We start from the raw sequence: 18,859 nt of genomic DNA on the forward strand, positions 1-18,859 counted from the left end.
CTTCCCGTGCGCGGCTGGGGCGCCGGCTCCGGATCCTGCCACCGTCCCGCGGTATGCGGGAAAGCGGTTCCCTACCAAAGTAAACGGTTTCTTGACGGCTGTACAGGCTTTTGCTAATTTTTGAGAAAGCGTTTTCCGAAACGGGCTTGTTGACGTACGTATGGGCCATCTCCGCCTCCAATAATGCAGTTTCCGTGCAAGAAGTCTGTAATGGGAATGACACAGGGAGTAAACGCTCGACGGCGTCGCTCCCTTCCAGCCCGCCACCTAGCCACCAAGGACCCTGATGACTCAGCAATCGGCTAAGCACGCCGCCCGTCACGCCTTTGGGCCCGGGGCTTCGGCCCCCACAGCGCCCCCGCGCATCGCCCTGGTAGGCGTGCACGGCTTCGGCGAGAGGCACCTGGTCAACCTGGGAAGGCTAGAGGAAGCCGGCGTCGTCGAACTCGTGGCGGTGGCCGACCCCAACCCGCCGCAGGACGGCGCTCTCCCCGATTCTGTGGCGGTCTTCAATACGCTGGAGCAGCTCCTGGCAGCCGGCCCCGCCCCTGACGTGGTCATTCTGGCCACGCCTATCCAGACGCATGCACCACTGGCCCTGGCCGCGCTGGCGGCGGGGTCCGACGTCTACGTGGAAAAGCCCCCGGTGGCGTCCATGGCGCAGTTCCAGGAAGTCTTGGCTGCGGCGGACGCTTCGGGGCAGCTGGTGCAAGTGGGATTCCAGAGCCTGGGCTCCCACGCCCTGCCCGCGATCCGCAGGACCATCGGCTCCGGCGGGATCGGCGACGTCCTGGGGCTGAGCGCCCAGGGCATGTGGGTGCGGACCAGGGGGTACTTCAAACGGTCGCGCTGGGCCGGCAAACGCAGCATGGACGGCACCGACGTGGTGGATGGCGTAGCCACCAACGCGCTGGCACACGCCGTCGCCACCGGACTGCACATGGCTGGCGCGCACACCGTCGCAGACGTGGCTTCCGTGGAGACGGACCTCTACCGTGCCCACACCACCCAGAGCGATGACACCTCGGTAATCCGCGTCCGCACCATTGCCGGGCAGACACTGCTGTGCGCCCTCACGCTTTGCGCACCCGAGCAGGGGAACCCTTCGGTGACGGTCCACGGCACGCTGGGCGACATCACCTTTTTCTACACCGAGGACGAGGTGGTCACCACCACCCGCGACGGCGAGCGCCGTGAGACCTTTGGCCGGACTGACCTGCTGGAGAACCTGCTTGAGGCCAGCCACACCGGCGCTCCCCTGCTGTGCTCCCTGGCGGATACCGGTGCGTTCACGTCTGTATTGGAAGCCATCCGGACGGCGCCGGATCCCCAGGAAATCGGCGCCGGGCATCTCACGTGGGAGGGCGGGGGCGATGACGCGCACCCGGTGGTCCATCAACTTCCCGAGCTGATGGAACGCGCGGCCAAGGCGCAGGCCACGTTTGCGGAATTGGGTGTTCCATGGGCCCGCAGCCTGCCGCCGGCCCAAACGTTCGCCGTGGACGGCCATCCCGTGGCCGAGTACCAGGACGGCAGCCGCATCCGCGCTGTGTCCTCCCCGCGGCCCTACCTCCACCCCGTCCGCACCTTGGCCGGAACCGTTGTCACGGACCACCAGCCGCTGGACCACGTGTGGCACCTCGGTGTGGGTGTGGCCCTGCAGGATGTGGACGGCGTCAACTTCTGGGGCGGCCGCACATACACGCGGGCGGCGGGCGAATACCGCTGGCGTCCGGACCACGGCAGCATCGTCCGCCTGGAGGAACAGAGCGGGCTCGAGGGTCACCTGGGCGAGACCCTGTCCTGGAACGGCCCCGACGGCGCTCCAATCCTGACCGAACAGCGCACCTGGGTGTGGGCCGCCGTCGGGCCTTCCGCATGGCGCCTCACGCTGGACTTCGCGCTCACCCCCGCCGGCGACCAGCCGGTGAGCCTGGGCAGCCCGGGCTCCAACGGCCGTGCCGCGGGCGGATATGGCGGGTTCTTCTGGCGCCTCCCCGAATGCTCCGGGGCCACAGTCTGGGCGCCTGGCACAGCCGGCGAGACCTTGACTGGCGAGTCCGCCGTGCACGGGACCGTGACGCCGTGGCTCGCCTGGTCGGGCACTTTTGCCGGCAGCGCGGCCACGCTGGTGTTCGTCGCGGCGGAGGATTCCACCGACCCGTGGTTTGTCCGCGTGGAGGGCTACCCAGGTGTTGGCCAGTCGCTGGCCTGGGATGCCCCGGTTATCGCTGAACCCGGCAACCCGGTGCGCCGCAGCGTCACCGTGATTCTTGCCGACGGCATTTTGGGCACAGAAGACATCGAGACCTTGATATCAAAACTTTGATCAGAACGCAGGGGAACAACTCATGAGCCAGACAACCACCGTGGCCACGCCGCCGTCATCACAGCTGAATGCCCCCATAGACCCCGCGGACCAGTTCCGCCGCGCTGTGCCTGCCTCGGCTGAGGACCGTGCCATCAAGCGGCGCAAGGTCCTGGACATCCTGGATGAGAGGGGACAGGACTCCCTGCTGCTGACAACACACACGGCCCTGACCTGGTACCTCGACGGCAGCCGCGTGCATATCAGCCTGGCGGGCGATCCCATCGCCGCACTGCTGGTGGACCGGGAGGGCGACCACCTCGTGACGTTCAACAACGAGGCCGGCCGGATGGCCGCCGAAGAGCTCCCCGCGGGCGTCGCACTCCACACCGTGCCTTGGTACGGCAACCTGCACGAGGCCGCCGCCGCCGTCGGGCATTTCTCGGGTAGTGCGGGAGTCCCGCTGGCCGAGGGCAAGGTTGCCACGGAACTGAGGGCCGCCCGCCAGCAGCTGCTGCCGGGCGAGAGCGCGCGTTACGCCCACCTCAGTGCCGAACTTGCCGGGATCATGACCGACGTGCTGGCCACCGCCCGGCCGGAAACCACCGAATTCGAGCTGGTGTCCGCGCTTGCAGGCCGTGTGGTGGCTGCTGGCGCCGAGCCACTGGTGCTGCTGTGCAACGGCAGCGGGCGGAGCGAGTTCCGCCACCCCCTGGCCACGCATTCCCCGCTGGGCCGCCGCGCCATGGCCGTGGTGTGCGCGCGGCGCGACGGCCTGGTTGCCAACATCACCCGATGGGTAAGGTTCGACGCCGGCACTCCTGAAGAGCTCGACGCCGAGGCCCGGATCGCCGCCGTTGAGGCGGACATCTTCGACGCGACCGTCCCCGGCGCCCGGCTGGACAACATCTTCGGCGAAATCAAGGCAGCCTACGTCCGGCACGGTTTCGGTGCAGGGCAGTGGGAGCAGCACCATCAGGGCGGACCGGCAGGCTACGCGGGGCGGGATCCGCGCGTCACTTCAGCTGTCAGCGACTTGGTGGTGATAAACCAGCCGTTCACCTGGAACCCGTCGGGCCCGGGCGTCAAGATCGAGGACACCGTCCAGCTCACCGCCTCCGGCCTGAAAGTCCTGACCGTGGACGACCGCTGGCCCGTTTCCACGGTGAATGGCCTGCGGCGACCGGTAACCCTGCAGCTGTAGGCCCAAACGCTCGTTACCTTTTTCGTAGCCGCTTTCTGGGGGCTACGAAAAGGTAACGAGCGTTTCGATTAAACCCACATCAAGCGAGAGAGGGTTTGCTAGGGAAGGACCAGCTCGCCGTCGACGCGGCGCGGGATTCGCAGCGGGTTGCTTTCGCGCAGGGCCGGATGCAGGACGGCCTCGGGGGCGTCCTGGTAGGCGACGGGGCGCTGGAAGCGGCGCACCGCGGTCGCGCCCACCGAGGTGAACAGGGACGTTGTAGCGGGGTACGGGCCGCCGTGCTGCTGCGCCCAGTTCACTGCGACGCCGGTGGGCCAACCGTCGAACAGGACCCGCCCGGCAAGGCCGGACAGCTGCTCCACGAGGTCCCCGACGTCCTCGCCCGGCTGGGCGTGGACGGTGGCTGTGAGGCTGCCGGGAACCATGGCCAGGACAGCGGAAAGTTCGTCCTGGTACGCGTATTCGATCAACATGGTGGTGGGGCCGAAGCACTCCTCCAGCAGTTCGTCCGTGCGTTCCAGGACGTTGGCCGCGGAGGTGGAGAAAACCACGGGGGCGGCACCGTTGAGGGTTGCATCCTGGTCCGCCGTGCCGCTGACGATGGTCACGTCGGGCAGCGAAGCCACGCTGCGCAGGCCCTCGGGGTAGGCGTCCGAGATCCGGGAGGTGAGCATGGCCGCCGTCGGCTTGTCCTTGCTGGCCGCAGCCAACTGTGCGGCGAATCCTGTGCCCGCCGGGATGAAGACCAGGCCGGGCTTGGTGCAGAACTGGCCGGCGCCCATCGTGAACGATGCCGCAAGTCCCGCCGCGAGCTGACCGGAACGCTCGGCAAGCGCGGCGGCGGTGATGACCACCGGGTTCAGGCTGCCCAGCTCGCCGTAGAACGGGATGGGGTCGGGCCGGGAGACTGCGAGGTCAAACAAGGCCCGGCCGCCCGGGATGGAACCGGTGAAGCCCACGGCCTTGATAGCGGGATCCTGCACCAGGGTGGTGCCCACCTCGCGGCCTGCCACGAGTGCGAACAGTCCCTCCGGCGCTCCGGCGGAACGCAGGGCGTCCGTGACCACTTCGGCCGTCCGCTCGGACAGCTTCAGGTGGCCCGAGTGGGCCTTGACGATCACAGGGCAGCCCACGGCCAGGGCGGAGGCGGTGTCGCCGCCGGCCACGGAGAACGCGAACGGGAAGTTTGAGGCCGAGAAGACGGCCACCGGGCCAAGGGGCCGCAGGATGCGGCGCAGGTCCGGCTGCAGCGGCGTTGCGGTCGGGTCGGCGTGGTCAATGACGGCCTCAAGGTAGGAGCCTTCCGTGATCACGCGGGCGAAGAGCCGCAGCTGCCCGGACGTGCGGGCCACCTCGCCGGTCAAGCGGACGGTGCCGAGGCTGGTCTCCGAATCGGCGATCTCCACCAGCTCGGCCACGTTGGCGTCCAGGGCGTCCGCGACGGCGGTGAGCCAGGCTGCGCGCTCGGCATCCGACGCTGCCGCCGCAATGGAGGCGGCCCGGGTGGCGGCAGCCGTGAGCTCGGAGAGGGAAAGGGTTGCAGTTGTCACTGAAGTACCTGATTTTCGTCGGGAGTGGTGGTGTCTGCGGTCAGTCGTAATTGCTAGCCGGCCGGCGGGGCCTCCGAGAACCGGAAGCCCAGCCCCGGCTGGTCCGTCAGCGTCACGCGGCTGTTGCTGAAGCGGACCGGTGACGGTCCGGCCAGGATGCCCAACTGCTTGAAGGACGCGTCCTCCACGTCCTCCACCAGCGTGGGTTCCGCCAGGGTGAGGGCCAGCTGCCCGGAAAGCTCCGGCAGCAGGTGCGGCATCACGCGGATGCTGTTGGTCCGGGCCAGCTCCACGATCCGCCGGAACGGCGTGATGCCGCCAACCCGGATGATGTTGGGCTGGATGATGTCCACCGCTTCCGCGTCAATGAAGTCACGGAAACGGTAGATGGTGTGCAGATTTTCGCCGAGCGCGATGGGCACGGGCGAGTGCTTCCGCAGCCGGCGGTAGGCCCAGAGGTCGTCCGCGCGGAGGGGTTCTTCGAGCCATTCCAGTCCGTACGGGGCAAGCACGTCCAGGGCCTTGAAAGTGGTGGGCAGGTCCCAGCGCTGGTTGGCATCGATCATCAGCTTCCGGTCCGGGCCGAGCACGGACCGGACCGCCGCCACGCGCTCGGCGTCCTCGCTGATGTCGGGTTTGCCCACCTTGATCTTGACCGCCCGGTGTCCCGCAGCAACCCAGCGCTCGGTTTGCTCCACCAGCTCCGCCAGCGTGTAGTGCAGGTTTACGCCGGAACCGTACACCTCCGCTGACTCCTGCCGCTGGCCCAGCAAGCCCGTCACCGATGTCTGCGCCCGGCGCGCCTGGAGGTCCCAGAGGGCAAGGTCGACGCCGGCCATGGCAATGGTGGTCAGTCCCCCGCCGCCCGCCTCGTGCAGCCGCTTCCACAGGGCATCCCACACCAACTCGGGGTTGGCAGGCAGCCCCGACACGAAAGGTGCGATGTCGTAGTCGAGGAGCGCCTTGACGGCCTGCGGACCGATGGTGGGCGTCCAGGAGAAACCGTGCCCCGCGCCGCCGTCGTCCGTTTGGATCTCCGTGACGATCACGTGGTTTTCCGGCGCGTCCGCTCCCCAGCTGCGGCGCAGCGGCACCGTCAGGAGCCGGGAGGTCAGGCCGGTAATGCGTGGGGCCGTCCGGACCGTTTCGAGCGCGGGCGCACTCATCAGCGGCCGGCCAGCTCGTAGCCCTTGGCCAGGATGGACTTCAGCTGGACCAGCTGGTCCTCGGAGGGGTCCACCAGCGGCGGACGGACCGGGCCAACAGGCAGCCCACCCAGGCGGAGGCCGGCCTTGATCAGCGAGACGCCGAAGCCCGGAGTCTGGTCGCGGAGCCGGACCAGCGGAGCATAGAAGCCTTCCAGCAGGGCGTTGCGGCGGTCCTCATCGCCGGCCATGTAGGCGTCGTAATACGCCGTGGCGATCTCCGGTGCCATGGCAAACGCTGCCGAGGAGTAGAGCGGGATGCCCAGGCCGCGGTAGGCGCCCTGCGTCAGTTCAGCGGTCAGCAGGCCGTTGAAGAACGCGAAGTCCTCGCGTCCCGTGGCACGCACAGCGGACACAATTTCCTGCGCGAGGCCCACATCGCCGAGCCCGTCCTTGAAGCCCACCACCTTGGGGTTGGCGGCCAGCCTGGCTACGGAGGCGGCCGTGAACTTGGCGTTGCCGCGGTGGTACACGATCACCGGGAGGCTGCTGGCATCCGCCACCGCCTCGATGTACGCCACCAGGCCGTCGGTAGGACCCGTGACCAGGTACGGCGGCAGGACCAGGAGGGCGTCGGCGCCGGCCTCCTCGGCCACCCGGGCTGCAGCAATGGCGTGGCCCAGCGGCCCGCCGGCCCCGGCAACCACCGGCACCTTTCCTGCCACAACCTCGACGGCGGCCGTCACCACGGTGCGCACCTCGTCGATGCTCAAGGAATGGAACTCGCCGGTGCCGCAGGCGGGAAACACGCCGCCGGGTCCGAACGGGAGCCGGGAGCCGATGTGCTCCTTGAGGAGCTCCACATCGACGGTGCCTTCGGGCGTGAACGGGGTGACGGGGAAGAACAGAACGCCGTCGAATTTCATGGTGTCTCCTTGGACCCGGCTCCGGCTGTGACCAGTGAAGCGGACGTCTCGTCGTTGAGGTTGGTGTCTGTTTTGAGCTCGGTGCGCCAGCTGCGTTTGGGCGTCCAGCCCAGCAGCTCACGGGCCTTGGTGATGGAGAAAGCAGGGCTGGTGCCGGTCAGTCTGGCGGCCAGGGTTTCGCTTCCGGGCAGGAACCTGGGCATCAGTTCCGCCAGGGGGGATGTGGCCAGCGCATCCGCGGCGCCCACAAAGAAGGTTTCACCGTTGGGGATGGAGTCCATGTTCTGCAGGAGCACGTCCAGGAAGTCGGCCACATCGCGGGCGTCCACGTAGTTGAACAGGGCCGGCGCGGACAGGGCGGGGTCGGCCAGGCGTTCGGCCACGGTGTGTCCCTGCTGCGTGGGCGCGCCTTCCCATTCCTCCGGCGAGATGACGTAGCAGGGCCGGAAGGCGGCGTAGCGGATCTTCTCCCCCTGCGCCGCGGCGAACATTTCCACGGTCTGCTCGGCGATCAGCTTGGACAGCGCGTAGGCGTTCCAGGGCTTCGGCGTGGTGCGCTCATCCAGCGGGAAAGCCGCGGGCAGCCAGCCCGCGGGGCAGCCGTAGCCCAGCGCGGTGGGGCTGCTGGCGGTCACAATCTTGCCGATCCCCAGTTCCGTGGCCGCGCTGATGACCGCATAGGCGAGGCGCGTGTTGGTGGCGAAAATGACGTCCTCAGGTGCGCTGAACGGTACGGCGATCGCAGCAAGGTGGATGACGGCGTCGGGCGCGGTTTTCCGGAGGAGCCGCAGCGCCTCACCGGGCGCCAGCAGGTCTCCGGTTTCCTGCACAACTCCGGCGGGCAACTGGTCCGCCGGGATGGCATCCCGGTCCACCGAGATGACCTCGTGGCCTGCTTCGGCCAGGCCGGCCACAACACTGCGGCCGAGGCGGCCCGAGCCGCCGGTGACAAAAATTTTGCTCATGGTGGTTCCTTTAGGTGGTCAAGGCTGCGGTCGTCAGGGATTCAGCGCAGGTCAGGCGCCGCGGCGAAGGTCGGCGCCGAGGTCCAGGTCCTCGATGCGGACAGGGAGGGACGATTCGAGTGAACGGTTTCCGGCAATGCCCACGGAAACGGAGCGGAGGCCGTCGAGGTAGCCGGAGGGGCGGCCCAGCGGGTCCTCGCCGGGACCGTTGAACAGGTCCGAGAGGAGCAGCGCGTCGCCGCCACCGTGGCCGCCCTCACCGTTGACGATGGGCACCTCATAGGCGGCTTCCCAGTGGCGCTGGACCACCAGGCGCTCGCCGTTGCGCCGGATGGCGTCGTCTTCCTCGATGGGAGTGGCGCTCGGGTCCACAACGGTCTTCTTGTCGGTGCTGCTGACCACGGCGGAACGTTCCACCACCTCCAGTTCGGCCCGGCCTTCGGTGCCGTTAACAGCCACCCGGTAGCCTTCCCACGGGCTGTGGGCATTCAGGGAGTAGCTCAGGCGCGGACCGCCCTGGTACTCCACCACAAGGGCCAGGTTGTCCTCGATGGTAATGCCCCCGGTAAAGACGTCCTGGTCGCGGCGATACCCGTCGTAGTGCTCGTTGTCCAGGAAAAGGGCCTTCAGTCGCTCATCGTCACGGAGGTCCAGCGCGAAAGGATCCTTTTCGGCACGCGCACTGGCGGCGGCGTCGGGCGTTCCGCGTTCGGGGCGGGGACCGAGGCCGCGCTCCGCAGCGTTCTGGTCGCCGTAGAACTTCAGCCCGCCGGAGGCGAAGACGCGCTCGGGAACATCGTCAATCCACCAGTTGACCAAGTCAAAGTGGTGCGATGCCTTGTGGATCAGCAGGCCGCCGGAGTTCTTCTTTTCGCGGTGCCAGCGGCGGAAGTAGTCTGCGCCGTGGACCGTGTCCAGGACCCAGCTGAAGTCGATGGAGGTAACCTTGCCGATCACCCCGCTCTGGATGATCTCCTTGAGGGCACTGTTGCGCGGTGAGTACCGGTAGTTGAAGGTGACCACCACGTTGCGGCCGGTATCTGCAACGGTTTTGGTGATGCGGCGGCAGCCTTCGGCGTCGATGGTCAGGGGTTTTTCGACGACGACGTCGGCCCCCGCCTCCAGTGCCTCCACAATGTAGTCGGCGTGGGTGTAGTCGGGTGTGGTCACCACAACGCGGTCGATGTTGTTCGCCTGGATGAACGCTGTGAGATCCGCCGGTTCAAAGGAGGCGACGGGACCCGGCGCGCCCAGTTCCTGGATGAGCGTCTGGTAGTACTCCACCCGGCCGGGGTTGACGTCGGAGAAGGCCACAAGTTCGGCGGTGTCTGCGTGCTTGCCGTAGATGGCGCGGATGTACATCTCGGAACGTCCGCCGGTGCCGATCAGGGCGATGCGTGCCTTGGTGCGGACGCTGGCTTCCGGAGATGCTGCTTCCGGGGCTGCGTCGGCCTGTGCGCTGCGGGCCGCGGCGCCGGGCAGCGGAACGGGACTGGAATCAGCGGAGGCGGTGCTCGGTTCGGCGGTGTTGACCATGAGGGTCCCTTTCGAAAGCTCAATACTCGGCCGGGCAGTGGCCGTTGTGGCTCTGTGGACTGCGGATTCTGCAGTCGCTGTGGTTTCTGCTGAGAAAGCGTTTTCTCGGTTCGTTACATGATTTCTATCAATAGACGCGCAGTCCCGTCAACCCTTATTCTTGCTAGGAGAAAACGTTTTCTGCGATTGGCGCCGGAAACGCGGCACGAACATCACCCGGAAACGCAGCTTTGGGTGGAAATCGGTTTCTGAGAGCGATATATGCTTCTCACGACAGGGACTTGGTGCAACGGCTCACGGGTGGGATTCATAGGCGGGCGCCGCCGGGCCGGAAAATACAGCACCACGACACACGAAAGGCAGGACATGGTCAGGAGATCGGCAACAGGCAGGATCGGCATTGCGGATGTTGCCCTCAAGGCCGGGGTTTCGCATGCCACCGTTTCGCGCGTCATGAACGGCAACTTCACGGTGGACCCGGACATCGCGGCACGCGTGCGGGCGGCCGCCGTCGAACTCAAATACCAGCCCAACCCCGTAGGGCGCAGCCTTGCGCTGGGCAAGACGGACACAATCGGCATTGTGGTGCCGGACCTGGCCAACCCCACCTTCCAGGCAATCCTTCGCGGCCTGAGCCGGGCCGCGGCGCAGGATGGCTACCGGGTCCTGATTGCCGACTCCTTCGAGGTCTCCAGCGAAGAAGCAATCCTGGCCGGCGAGGCCCGCCGGCGCTGCGACGGCCTGGTGCTCTGCGCGCCGCGCATGAGCGACGCCGAGCTCGAGGAAATAGCACCTTCCCTCCACCCGCTGGTCCTGATCAACCGTACGACGGCGGCTCCCGAGATTCCCAGCCTCGTGGTGGACTACGGGCAGGGCGTCCAGGCCCTCGCAGAACACCTGGTGGGGCTCGGCCACACCCGCCTGGCATTCCTCGCCGGCCCGGCAGGCAGCGCCTCCAACGGGCTCCGGCTCGAAGGGCTGGCGGCTTTCAAAGCCAGCCACCCGCGGGTGGACGTCACCATGCTCGACGGCGGCTCGGACTTCGACACCGGCCACGAAGCCGTGGACGCGGTCCTGGCCAGCGGTGCCACCGGCATCCTGGCCTTCAACGACCTCGTGGCCATGGGCCTCATGAGCGGGCTGCATGAACGCGGCGTCAACGTTCCCGCCGACATCTCCGTCACCGGCTTCGACGATATCCCTTTCGCCCGCTACACCACGCCCACTTTGACTACCGCCGCGGTTCCCATTGCCGATCTCGGCGCCCAGGCCTGGCACCAAATGCGGGCGCTGATCCGCCAGGAAGGCCTCGAAACGCCGGGCACCCGCTACCAGCCGCGCCTCGAAATCCGGGCCAGCAGCGGCCCCGTCAGCACCAGCACCTCCCCCGCGAGATGACATCTCGCGGCAGTGTTTTCGCGAACACCGCCGTGACGTGCCACCTCAGCGCAGGGTCAGGACTTCGCGGCGTGCCTGACGCCGGCTTCCCGGTAGTACCCCTCGATGTGGGCAGCGACGAGCTTGGCCGCGAGGTCGCCGTCGTCGTTCCTGATTGCGGCCAGAATGCCGCGGTGCTCAGCCTGGAGTCGCTGGGCCGTGGCGTCCCAGTCCGGAAGATTGGCCGTGAGTGTGGCGGCGTAGCCTTGGATGGATTCGCGCAGGGAACCCATCATGGCGCTGACCACGGCGTTGCCGGCGGCGTCGGCCAGACAAAGATGAAACCGGACGTCCAGGGCCAGGAAGGCATCCGCCTCCCTACTGCCATGTCCGACGGCGTCCATCTCGTCCAGGAGCGTCGCGGCCTGTTCCAGCTCGGGAGCGTCCGCCCTGGCCCGGGCGGCTGCCCAGGATTCCAATAAGACGCGCGTCTCCACGATGTCGGCCACTGGCAGGTGCTGCGTGGCGACGTGGAGCCGCAGCGCCGAGCCGAGCGCCGCCGTCGGATCCGAAATCACCACGGTGCCGGCCTCCGGGCCAGACCCAACGCCGGCCCGGACCACGCCCATGGCCTCCAGGATCCGGATGGCCTCCCGCACCGACGTCCGCGAGACGCCGAGCTGCTCGGCGAGCGTCCGCTCGGCGGGCAGGCGTCCGCCCACGCTCAGCGCACCCTCGGAGAGCTGTTTTTCAATCCACGTCAGGACAAGTTGGTGCGTGCGCATATCGCCATAGTAGTTGATGTGGTCGGACCACATGGTCTACAGTGTGGTTAGACCACAGCCCGACGCACTGTTCCCGGCCTGTCCGGCCCACCAACGGAGGAAGCCATGACCCACACCATCCAGCCGAACAATCCCGAGACCACCCCGGCTCCGGATGCCACGGACCTTCCTGCCACCGAGGCCGCACCCCGCCCCGCGCCGTCGTCGGCCGTGCCTGCGGCACTGAAGCGCCGGGTCCCCAAGTACTCGGACCTCGCCCCGCTCATGCAGTTCAAGAAGCCCGAGTTCAGCCGCGCCGCGAAACTCAAGCGCGCCAGCACCATCTGGGAACTGCGGGACATGGCCAAGCGCCGCACCCCGCAGGCTCCCTTCGACTACACGGACGGCGCCGCCGAGGAAGAAATAACACTGCGCCGCGCCCGCGAAGCCTTCCTGGACATCGAATTCCGCCCCGGCATCCTGCGCAACGTCTCCACGATCGACCTGACCACCAACATCCTGGGCAAGCCCTCCCGGCTGCCCGTGGGCATCGCCCCCACCGGCTTCACCCGCATGATGCAGTCCGAAGGCGAATACGCCGGCTCGCAGGCTGCCGAAGCCGCCGGCATCCCGTACACCCTTTCCACCATGGGCACCGCCTCCATCGAGGACGTGGCCGCCGCGGCCCCGAACGGCCGCAACTGGTTCCAGCTGTATCTGTGGACGGACCGCGAGCGGTCCCTCGAACTGATCGAGCGCGCCGCCAAGGCTGGCAACGACACCCTCATGGTCACCGTGGACACCGCCGTCGCAGGTGCCCGCCTCCGCGACGTCCGCAACGGCATGACCATCCCGCCGGCGCTGACCATCAAGACTGTGCTGGACGCGTCCTACCGCCCGGCCTGGTGGTTCAACTTCCTCACGCACGAGCCCCTGACCTTCGCCTCGCTCTCGCGCTACACCGGCACCGTGGCCGACCTCATCAACTCCATGTTCGATCCCACCCTGACCTTTGAGGACCTGGACTGGTTGCGCGAAACGTGGAAGGGCAAGCTGGTGGTCAAGGGCATCCAGACTGTCGAGGACGCCCGCAAGGTGGTTGACCACGGCGCCGACGGCATCGTGCTCTCCAACCACGGCGGCCGCCAGCTGGACCGCGCACCCATCCCGTTCCACCTGCTGCCGGAGGTTTCGGCGGCCCTGAAGGCAGACAACTCCGACGCCGCGATCATCCTGGACACCGGCATCATGAGCGGCGCGGACATCGTGGCCGCACTGGCTTTGGGGGCCGACTTCACGCTGATCGGCCGGGCGTACCTCTACGGCCTCATGGCCGGCGGCCGGGCCGGCGTGGACCGTGCCATCCAGATCCTGGAGAAGGACATGGCCCGCACCATGGCGCTGCTGGGCGTCAGCAAGATCTCCGAGCTGACCCCGGACCACGTCCGCCTGCTCAGCAAGTAGCGCCGCCCGGCGCGTGGTTACTTCTTGCGGCCGAACTTGGGGAGGTTCGGCAGGTTGGCCAGCAGGTCCGCGGCCTTGGTGGCGGCGCGGCCCACGGTCCGGCCGATCTGCTGTGGCACGGTGTCGTCGCTGAGCGGGGCGGTGGTGCCGCCGGGAATGACGACGGCGGGGCTCAGCTCAGCGTCCGGGCGTGCCAGTACGGCGGCCACGGCTGCGTCATCCGGCACGTGGGGTGCTGCGGTGCCTTCGCCGGCAACAGCCGCGGGAGCCTCAGGTGACTTGGCGCCGGCGGCCCCGGCTCCCCGGCCGACGTCGAACGTTTCCAGCCAGCTGACCACGCCTTCCAGTGGCTTGGGATTGAGCGCGTAGTAGCGCTTCTGGCCCTGCGCACGCATGCTGACCAGCTGCGCCTCGCGGAGGACTTTCAGGTGCTTGGAAATAGTGGGCTGGCTGGCGGACAGTTCCTCCACCAGCTCGCCCACTGCTTTATCACCTGCGCGAAGGGATACCAGGATGTCGCGCCGGGTTGCTTCCGCAATGACGGCAAATACGTCGTCTGTCACCATGCATCCCACCCTAGCGACATATACGCCGCAAGGCATCAACTATTTCGGTCCATGCCGCAGGGCATTGCCCCTCCCCGCACGCGGTGCTAGAACGGACTCACGGCTGCCCCGGGCTGTCCGGCCGCTGCCGCCCGGATTTGAGGGGGTGGGCGAGTATGAATATGCTCCGCCAACAACTGTTCAACATCATTGCCTTTGTATACTTGGGTCTTTTTGTGTTGGTCTGGGGCTCAGTCCTGCTGCGCGTGGGGTTCTGGGTGCCGGACGGCAGGACCGTTGCGCCGCCCCTTAATGGGGCCCTGGTCACGGCGGCCGGTGTGCTGGCCACGTCACTCAGTTCACTGACCGCCTCCGCCTTGGGGTTCACCATTGCCGAGGTCCGCCGCGACGAGCGGGACGCCGAGGCCCGGCGGACCACCGGTCCCGCTGCGCCCGGCACCGCTGCAGCCTTCAACCCGTCCGAGGTCACCGCCAGGCTGTCCGGGAGGATCATCGCCGCCGTGGTGGTTTACCTCGCCATGGGGTTGCTGGTCCTGCTGCTGTGGCTCGCCAAGGGGGCGGCGGCTACGGACCTGATCGGAGCGTTCGCGTTGTCGCTGCTGGGCTGGCTCATCGGCGCGGCCGGTGTGGTCTTCCAGACGGAGAAGCCCAGCACCTGACCGGGCGGGGCCTGACCAACCTGGGGATCAGTCGAACCAGGGATCCAGGCCGTGGAACGGGAAAACAGCTTTGCGCGTAGCCATCACGGAGCGGTCCACGGCATCGTTGGGGTCGAAGCCGACTTCCCAGGAGCGCCACCAGAGCTCCACGTCATCGCCCATCATGCCCGGGGCGTCCCTTCCGAATTTGTCGGCGACGTAGGCGCGCCAGTCCTCGGGCACAGCCGTGCGCAGCGGGACGGGGCGCCCGGCGGCGATGGCGATCAGGTGGCTCCACGAGCGCGGAACGACGTCGGTGACGCTGTACCCGCCACCGCCGGTGGCGATCCAGCGGCCCTCGCAGTGCCTGGCCGCAAGGTTCCCGACGGCGATGGCTGCCTCACGCTGTCCGTCCACGCTGATGTTCAGGTGGGCCAGCGGGTCCCGGCGGTGCGAATCGCAGCCGTGCTGGCTGACGATGACTTCGGGCTGGAAAGCGCCCACGAGCTGCGGCACCACGGCGTGGAAGGCACGCAGCCAGCCGGCGTCCCCCGTGCCCGACGGAAGAGCCACGTTGGCGGCGCTGCCCTCGGCCTGCGGACCGCCTGTCTCGTTGGCGAAGCCGGTCCCCGGGAACAGCGTGAGTCCGCTTTCGTGCAGCGAGATGGTGAGTACGCGCGGGTCATCCCAGAAGATACTTTCCGTTCCGTCCCCGTGGTGGGCGTCGACGTCGATGTACACCACCCGGCGGATGCCGCCGTCGAGCAGTCTCTGGATTGCCAGCGCAGAGTCGTTGTAGATGCAGAAGCCGCTGGCGCGCTCCCGTGCGGCGTGGTGCAGGCCGCCGCCGAAGTTCACGGCGTGGAGCGCCGACCCGTCAAGGACGGCGGACGCGGCCATCAGCGATCCGCCCGCCAACCTTGCAGCGGCCTCATGCATGCCGGCGAAGGCGGGATCGTCGTCGGTGCCCAGGCCGCGGGCCTCATCAGGCGACATCGGATCTGCGCTGACGCGGCGGACCGCAGCCACAAACTCGGACGAGTGCACGGTCTCCAGTTCGGCGTCGGAAGCCACCTCAGGGACGCCAATCGAAACGTGCTCCAGGTCGAACAGTCCCAGGCCCCGGGCCAGACGCGCCGTCAGGTCCAGCCGCGCCGGAGCCATCGGGTGGCCAAGCCCGAAGTTATAGGCGGTCATGGCGGAATTCCACACCACCATCGTTGGTGGCGCGGGCTGGCTCAGGCCGGGCAGGAATGTCATCACTGACAGGCTACCGGAGGTCGCCGCCACGCTGGCCCGGCCATTACGCGTGCATTAGTGGTTTACTACTGAAGGAAACAGTTTCTACCGAGGAAAAGCCACCCATGACGGATCGCCAGTCGAGGCCACGGAACCCGGCCCCCTGGCACCCTGCCGCACCGGAACGCGAAGGCCTCTGGATTTTCACCCGGGTGCGCGACTTTATTGACGACATCGCCAATACATCGCCGGCCCGGCTTGCACTGAGCGCGTTCGGGGCCGTCTGCCTGGTCTTCACGTTCCTCCTTTCCCTGCCCATCTCCTCCGCAACCGGTACGGCCACTCCGATACACCAGGCCCTGTTCACTGCGGTATCTGCTGTCTGCGTCACCGGCCTGACGGTTGTATCGACGGCGGTGCACTGGTCCTTCTTCGGCCAACTTGTCATCCTGGTGGGCATCTTCGTGGGCGGCCTGGGAACCCTGACCCTCGCGTCGCTGCTCGCCCTGATGGTGAGCAAGAAGCTTGGCGTCCGCGGCAAACTCATCGCGCAAGAGGCCATGAACAACGCCGGCCGGCTCGGTGAAGTAGGTACGCTCCTGCGGATCGTCATCGTGACCTCCGTGGTGATCGAGGGTGTCCTGGCGCTGGCGCTGATCCCCCGGTTCATGACGTTGGGTGAGCCCTTCTGGCAGTCGGTGTGGCACGGTGTTTTTTACGCGATTTCCGCGTTCAACAACGCCGGGTTCACTCCGCATTCGGACGGCATTGTGCCCTACGAGACGGACTTGTGGATCCTGATCCCGCTGATGCTCGGCGTGTTTTTGGGCAGCCTCGGTTTTCCCGTGGTCATGGTCCTGCAGCAGAACGGGCTCAACTGGAAAAAGTGGAACCTGCACACCAAGCTCACCATCCAGGTGTCCTTCATCTTGCTGGCGGCCGGCACCGTGCTGTGGGGGCTGATGGAATGGGACAACGTGCGGACCATCGCACACATGGACCTGGGCGACAAGATCACGCATTCGCTGTTCGCCTCCGTCATGACCAGGTCCGGCGGTTTTAACCTCGTGGATCAGAACCACATGGAGTCCACCACCATGCTTCTGACGGACGCGCTGATGTTCGCCGGCGGCGGTTCGGCGTCCACGGCGGGCGGCATCAAGGTCACCACCATCGCCGTCATGTTTCTTGCCATCATCGCCGAGGCCCGGGGCGATGCCGACGTCAAGGTCTACGGCCGGACCATCCCGCAGGGCACCATGCGGGTGGCCATCTCTGTGATTGTGGCAGGCGCCACGCTGGTCTCCATCTCAGCGTTCCTGCTGCTGCAGATCAGCGGCGCGTCCCTGGACCGTGTGCTCTTCGAAACCATTTCAGCCTTCGCCACCGTGGGGCTGAGTACCAACCTCAGTGCCGAGCTGCCGCCGTCGGGCGTTTATGTCCTTACTGCCCTGATGTTCGCCGGCCGCGTGGGCACCGTTACGCTTGCAGCCGGCCTGGCCCTGCGCCAGCGCAGCCAGCTGTACCACTACCCGGAAGAGAGGCCCATCATTGGCTAATTCCTCAGGCGCACCGAACCGCCCCGCCCACAACGCTCCGGTGCTGGTGATCGGGCTGGGCCGCTTCGGCTCGTCCACTGCCGAGCAGCTCGTCAAACAGGGCCGTGAGGTGCTGGCGATCGAACGCGACCGGACCCTGGTGCAGAAGTGGGCGCCGCTCCTCACCCACGTGGTGGAGGCGGACGCCACCAACATCGATGCGCTGCGCCAGCTCGGCGCACAGGAATTCAGCTCCGCCGTCTGTGGCGTGGGCACCTCCATCGAGTCCTCCGTGCTGATCACCGTGAACCTCGTGGATTTGGGCATCGAGCACCTCTGGGTCAAGGCCATCACGCCCTCGCATGGAAAGATCCTCACCCGGATCGGCGCAAACCACGTGATCTACCCCGAGGCCGACGCCGGCGTCCGCGCCGCACACCTCGTCTCGGGCCGCATGCTGGACTTCATCGAGTTCGACGACGACTTCGCCATTGTGAAGATGTACCCGCCGCGCGAGACGGTGGGTTTCACGCTGGACGAGTCCAAGGTGCGTTCCAAGTACGGCGTGACGATCGTGGGCGTGAAGTCCCCCGGCGAGGACTTCACGTACGCCCGGCCGGAAACCAAGGTGTCCGCCCGCGACATGCTGATCGTGTCCGGGCACGTGGATCTGCTGGAACGGTTCGCGGCCCGGCCGTAGTCCCCCGGTCGACCACCGGTGGTCGAGCTTGGCGCCACGAGTCAGCCCAGCTGTTTGGTGATTTCCGCAGCTCTGTCTGTAGCGGCGCGGGTACCGGCGGCGATGATGGCCGGCAGGTCCCGGTCGTCGAAAGTGGCGATGGCGCGCTCGGTGGTGCCGTTGGGGCTCGTGACGCCCTTGCGCAGCGCTGAGGGATCGGCGCCCGGCTCGGCGAGCATAAAGCCCGCCCCTGCTACGGTCTCCCTGGCCAGGAGCAGCGCCAGATCATGATCCAAGCCCAGCTTGACGCCGGCCGCGGCCATGGCCTCTGCAAGGTAGAACACGTAGGCCGGGCCCGAGCCGCTGATGGCCGACAACGCATCGACCTGCTCTTCAGGCACCTCCACCACTGTGCCCGCACCTTTGAAGACGTTCTTGGCCTGCTGGAGCTGTTCCGGTGTGCAGTTGGTACCCGGGGAAACCGACACGACGCCGCGGCCCAGCTTGGCAGGGGTGTTCGGCATGGACCGAATGACAGGCTGCCCGGCCGGCAACGCAGCTTCCAGTTGTGCCAGCGAAACACCCACAGCCACGCTGACCACAATGGTCTTCGGCGACAGGGAACCGCTGATCTCGCGTGCCAGGTCCGCGATGCCCACCGGTTTGACGCCGAGAATCACCAGGCCTGAGCCCTTGGCCGCCTGCTTGTTGTTGTCCGGTTCCTCGTCCCCGGCAATGGCCGTGATGCCGTGGTGCCGTTCAGCCAGCTCAGCAGCGCGTTCTGCGCGCCTGACGGTGGCCACGACGTCAGCGGGGTCGGTTCCAGCCTCAAGGAGACCGGAAAGGATGGCTTCGTTCATGGATCCACAGCCCAGGAAGGCGATTCGGTTGCTCATGGACCCATCATTGCAGTTTGGGTGCTCGGCTGCAGAAAGTGAATTAATCCGGCACAGCGGGAAC

16 protein-coding genes are annotated in these 18,859 nt (G+C 67.2%); 7 read left to right on the forward strand and 9 right to left on the reverse strand.

The window, feature by feature from the left end; all coding sequences use genetic code 11:
* The first annotated feature begins 286 nt into the window (after nucleotides 1-286).
* Both J2808_RS08755 and J2808_RS08760 read left to right on the forward strand, forming a co-directional pair.
* Nucleotides 287-2,329 carry a DUF6807 family protein gene (locus J2808_RS08755; RefSeq protein WP_309814743.1) on the forward strand — a complete coding sequence of 681 codons (2,043 nt, stop codon included), beginning with the start codon at nucleotides 287-289 and terminating at the stop codon, nucleotides 2,327-2,329.
* Between the two features lie 22 nt (nucleotides 2,330-2,351).
* Nucleotides 2,352-3,512 (forward strand): M24 family metallopeptidase, encoded by a 1,161-nt coding sequence (locus tag J2808_RS08760; protein ID WP_309814745.1) that lies wholly within the window; start codon nucleotides 2,352-2,354, stop codon nucleotides 3,510-3,512.
* A 98-nt stretch (nucleotides 3,513-3,610) separates the two neighbouring features.
* Here the strand turns inward: J2808_RS08760 and J2808_RS08765 are convergent, their stop codons facing one another.
* The 5 genes from J2808_RS08765 to J2808_RS08785 are packed head-to-tail and all read right to left on the reverse strand — an operon-like array spanning nucleotide 3,611 to nucleotide 9,634.
* A complete protein-coding gene (locus tag J2808_RS08765) occupies nucleotides 3,611-5,062 on the reverse strand; it encodes an aldehyde dehydrogenase (NADP(+)) (protein WP_309814748.1) in 1,452 nt (483 codons plus the stop codon).
* Between the two features lie 53 nt (nucleotides 5,063-5,115).
* Nucleotides 5,116-6,228, reverse strand: coding sequence for a mandelate racemase/muconate lactonizing enzyme family protein (locus tag J2808_RS08770; protein WP_309814751.1), 1,113 nt, complete (start codon nucleotides 6,226-6,228; stop codon nucleotides 5,116-5,118).
* Nucleotides 6,228-7,133 (reverse strand): 5-dehydro-4-deoxyglucarate dehydratase, encoded by a 906-nt coding sequence (locus J2808_RS08775; protein ID WP_309814754.1) that lies wholly within the window; start codon nucleotides 7,131-7,133, stop codon nucleotides 6,228-6,230. The genes J2808_RS08770 and J2808_RS08775 overlap by 1 nt, the downstream gene beginning before the upstream one ends.
* Entirely contained in the window at nucleotides 7,130-8,098 is a 969-nt protein-coding gene (locus J2808_RS08780; protein WP_309814757.1) for an NAD-dependent epimerase/dehydratase family protein, read from the reverse strand. Before J2808_RS08780 ends, J2808_RS08775 begins: the two co-directional genes overlap by 4 nt.
* Before the next feature lie 51 nt (nucleotides 8,099-8,149).
* Entirely contained in the window at nucleotides 8,150-9,634 is a 1,485-nt protein-coding gene (locus tag J2808_RS08785) for a Gfo/Idh/MocA family protein (protein WP_309814760.1), read from the reverse strand.
* A gap of 366 nt (nucleotides 9,635-10,000) precedes the next feature.
* Here J2808_RS08785 and J2808_RS08790 point away from each other — a divergent pair, with 366 nt between their 5' ends.
* Nucleotides 10,001-11,032 carry a LacI family DNA-binding transcriptional regulator gene (locus J2808_RS08790; RefSeq protein WP_309814763.1) on the forward strand — a complete coding sequence of 344 codons (1,032 nt, stop codon included), beginning with the start codon at nucleotides 10,001-10,003 and terminating at the stop codon, nucleotides 11,030-11,032.
* 56 nt (nucleotides 11,033-11,088) lie between these two features.
* Here J2808_RS08790 and J2808_RS08795 read toward each other — a convergent pair whose 3' ends face one another.
* Nucleotides 11,089-11,829, reverse strand: coding sequence for a FadR/GntR family transcriptional regulator (locus tag J2808_RS08795; RefSeq protein ID WP_309814765.1), 741 nt, complete (start codon nucleotides 11,827-11,829; stop codon nucleotides 11,089-11,091).
* A 72-nt stretch (nucleotides 11,830-11,901) separates the two neighbouring features.
* Here J2808_RS08795 and J2808_RS08800 point away from each other — a divergent pair, with 72 nt between their 5' ends.
* Nucleotides 11,902-13,239, forward strand: coding sequence for an alpha-hydroxy acid oxidase (locus tag J2808_RS08800; RefSeq protein ID WP_309814768.1), 1,338 nt, complete (start codon nucleotides 11,902-11,904; stop codon nucleotides 13,237-13,239).
* Between the two features lie 17 nt (nucleotides 13,240-13,256).
* On the opposite strand, the gene J2808_RS08805 is transcribed toward J2808_RS08800, so the two are convergent.
* Nucleotides 13,257-13,805, reverse strand: a complete 549-nt coding sequence (locus J2808_RS08805; protein WP_309814771.1) for an ArsR/SmtB family transcription factor — start codon at nucleotides 13,803-13,805, stop codon at nucleotides 13,257-13,259.
* A 155-nt stretch (nucleotides 13,806-13,960) separates the two neighbouring features.
* Here J2808_RS08805 and J2808_RS08810 point away from each other — a divergent pair, with 155 nt between their 5' ends.
* On the forward strand, nucleotides 13,961-14,464 hold the full coding sequence (locus J2808_RS08810) for a hypothetical protein (RefSeq protein WP_309814774.1): 504 nt from the start codon (nucleotides 13,961-13,963) through the stop codon (nucleotides 14,462-14,464).
* A gap of 27 nt (nucleotides 14,465-14,491) precedes the next feature.
* Here the strand turns inward: J2808_RS08810 and J2808_RS08815 are convergent, their stop codons facing one another.
* The gene (locus tag J2808_RS08815; RefSeq protein ID WP_309814777.1) at nucleotides 14,492-15,703 is read right to left on the reverse strand and encodes an acetoin utilization protein AcuC; all 1,212 of its coding nucleotides are present in this window, start codon (nucleotides 15,701-15,703) and stop codon (nucleotides 14,492-14,494) included.
* A 104-nt stretch (nucleotides 15,704-15,807) separates the two neighbouring features.
* Between J2808_RS08815 and J2808_RS08820 the strand changes: the two genes are divergently transcribed.
* Both J2808_RS08820 and J2808_RS08825 read left to right on the forward strand, forming a co-directional pair.
* Complete coding sequence (locus tag J2808_RS08820; RefSeq protein ID WP_309814778.1) at nucleotides 15,808-17,241, forward strand: TrkH family potassium uptake protein; 1,434 nt, start codon at nucleotides 15,808-15,810, stop codon at nucleotides 17,239-17,241.
* Between the two features lie 40 nt (nucleotides 17,242-17,281).
* Complete coding sequence (locus tag J2808_RS08825; protein WP_191081982.1) at nucleotides 17,282-17,920, forward strand: potassium channel family protein; 639 nt, start codon at nucleotides 17,282-17,284, stop codon at nucleotides 17,918-17,920.
* A 41-nt stretch (nucleotides 17,921-17,961) separates the two neighbouring features.
* On the opposite strand, the gene proC is transcribed toward J2808_RS08825, so the two are convergent.
* Nucleotides 17,962-18,795, reverse strand: a complete 834-nt coding sequence (proC, locus tag J2808_RS08830) for a pyrroline-5-carboxylate reductase (protein ID WP_309814784.1) — start codon at nucleotides 18,793-18,795, stop codon at nucleotides 17,962-17,964.
* Nucleotides 18,796-18,859 lie beyond the last annotated feature (64 nt).

Source organism: Pseudarthrobacter sulfonivorans, assembly GCF_031454915.1.
GTDB lineage: Bacteria > Actinomycetota > Actinomycetes > Actinomycetales > Micrococcaceae > Arthrobacter > Arthrobacter sulfonivorans_C.

Bases quoted from the DNA above. Each gene is read 5' to 3' on its own strand.
- J2808_RS08820 (WP_309814778.1), top strand. From the start codon at position 15,808: ATGACGGATCGCCAGTCGAGGCCACGGAACCCGGCCCCCTGGCACCCT.
- J2808_RS08780 (WP_309814757.1), bottom strand. From the start codon at position 8,098: ATGAGCAAAATTTTTGTCACCGGCGGCTCGGGCCGCCTCGGCCGCAGT.
- J2808_RS08755 (WP_309814743.1), top strand. From the start codon at position 287: ATGACTCAGCAATCGGCTAAGCACGCCGCCCGTCACGCCTTTGGGCCC.
- J2808_RS08805 (WP_309814771.1), bottom strand. From the start codon at position 13,805: ATGGTGACAGACGACGTATTTGCCGTCATTGCGGAAGCAACCCGGCGC.
- J2808_RS08785 (WP_309814760.1), bottom strand. From the start codon at position 9,634: ATGGTCAACACCGCCGAACCGAGCACCGCCTCCGCTGATTCCAGTCCC.
- J2808_RS08760 (WP_309814745.1), top strand. From the start codon at position 2,352: ATGAGCCAGACAACCACCGTGGCCACGCCGCCGTCATCACAGCTGAAT.
- J2808_RS08795 (WP_309814765.1), bottom strand. From the start codon at position 11,829: ATGTGGTCCGACCACATCAACTACTATGGCGATATGCGCACGCACCAA.
- J2808_RS08770 (WP_309814751.1), bottom strand. From the start codon at position 6,228: ATGAGTGCGCCCGCGCTCGAAACGGTCCGGACGGCCCCACGCATTACC.
- J2808_RS08790 (WP_309814763.1), top strand. From the start codon at position 10,001: ATGGTCAGGAGATCGGCAACAGGCAGGATCGGCATTGCGGATGTTGCC.
- J2808_RS08775 (WP_309814754.1), bottom strand. From the start codon at position 7,133: ATGAAATTCGACGGCGTTCTGTTCTTCCCCGTCACCCCGTTCACGCCC.
- J2808_RS08800 (WP_309814768.1), top strand. From the start codon at position 11,902: ATGACCCACACCATCCAGCCGAACAATCCCGAGACCACCCCGGCTCCG.
- proC (WP_309814784.1), bottom strand. From the start codon at position 18,795: ATGAGCAACCGAATCGCCTTCCTGGGCTGTGGATCCATGAACGAAGCC.
- J2808_RS08810 (WP_309814774.1), top strand. From the start codon at position 13,961: ATGAATATGCTCCGCCAACAACTGTTCAACATCATTGCCTTTGTATAC.
- J2808_RS08815 (WP_309814777.1), bottom strand. From the start codon at position 15,703: ATGACATTCCTGCCCGGCCTGAGCCAGCCCGCGCCACCAACGATGGTG.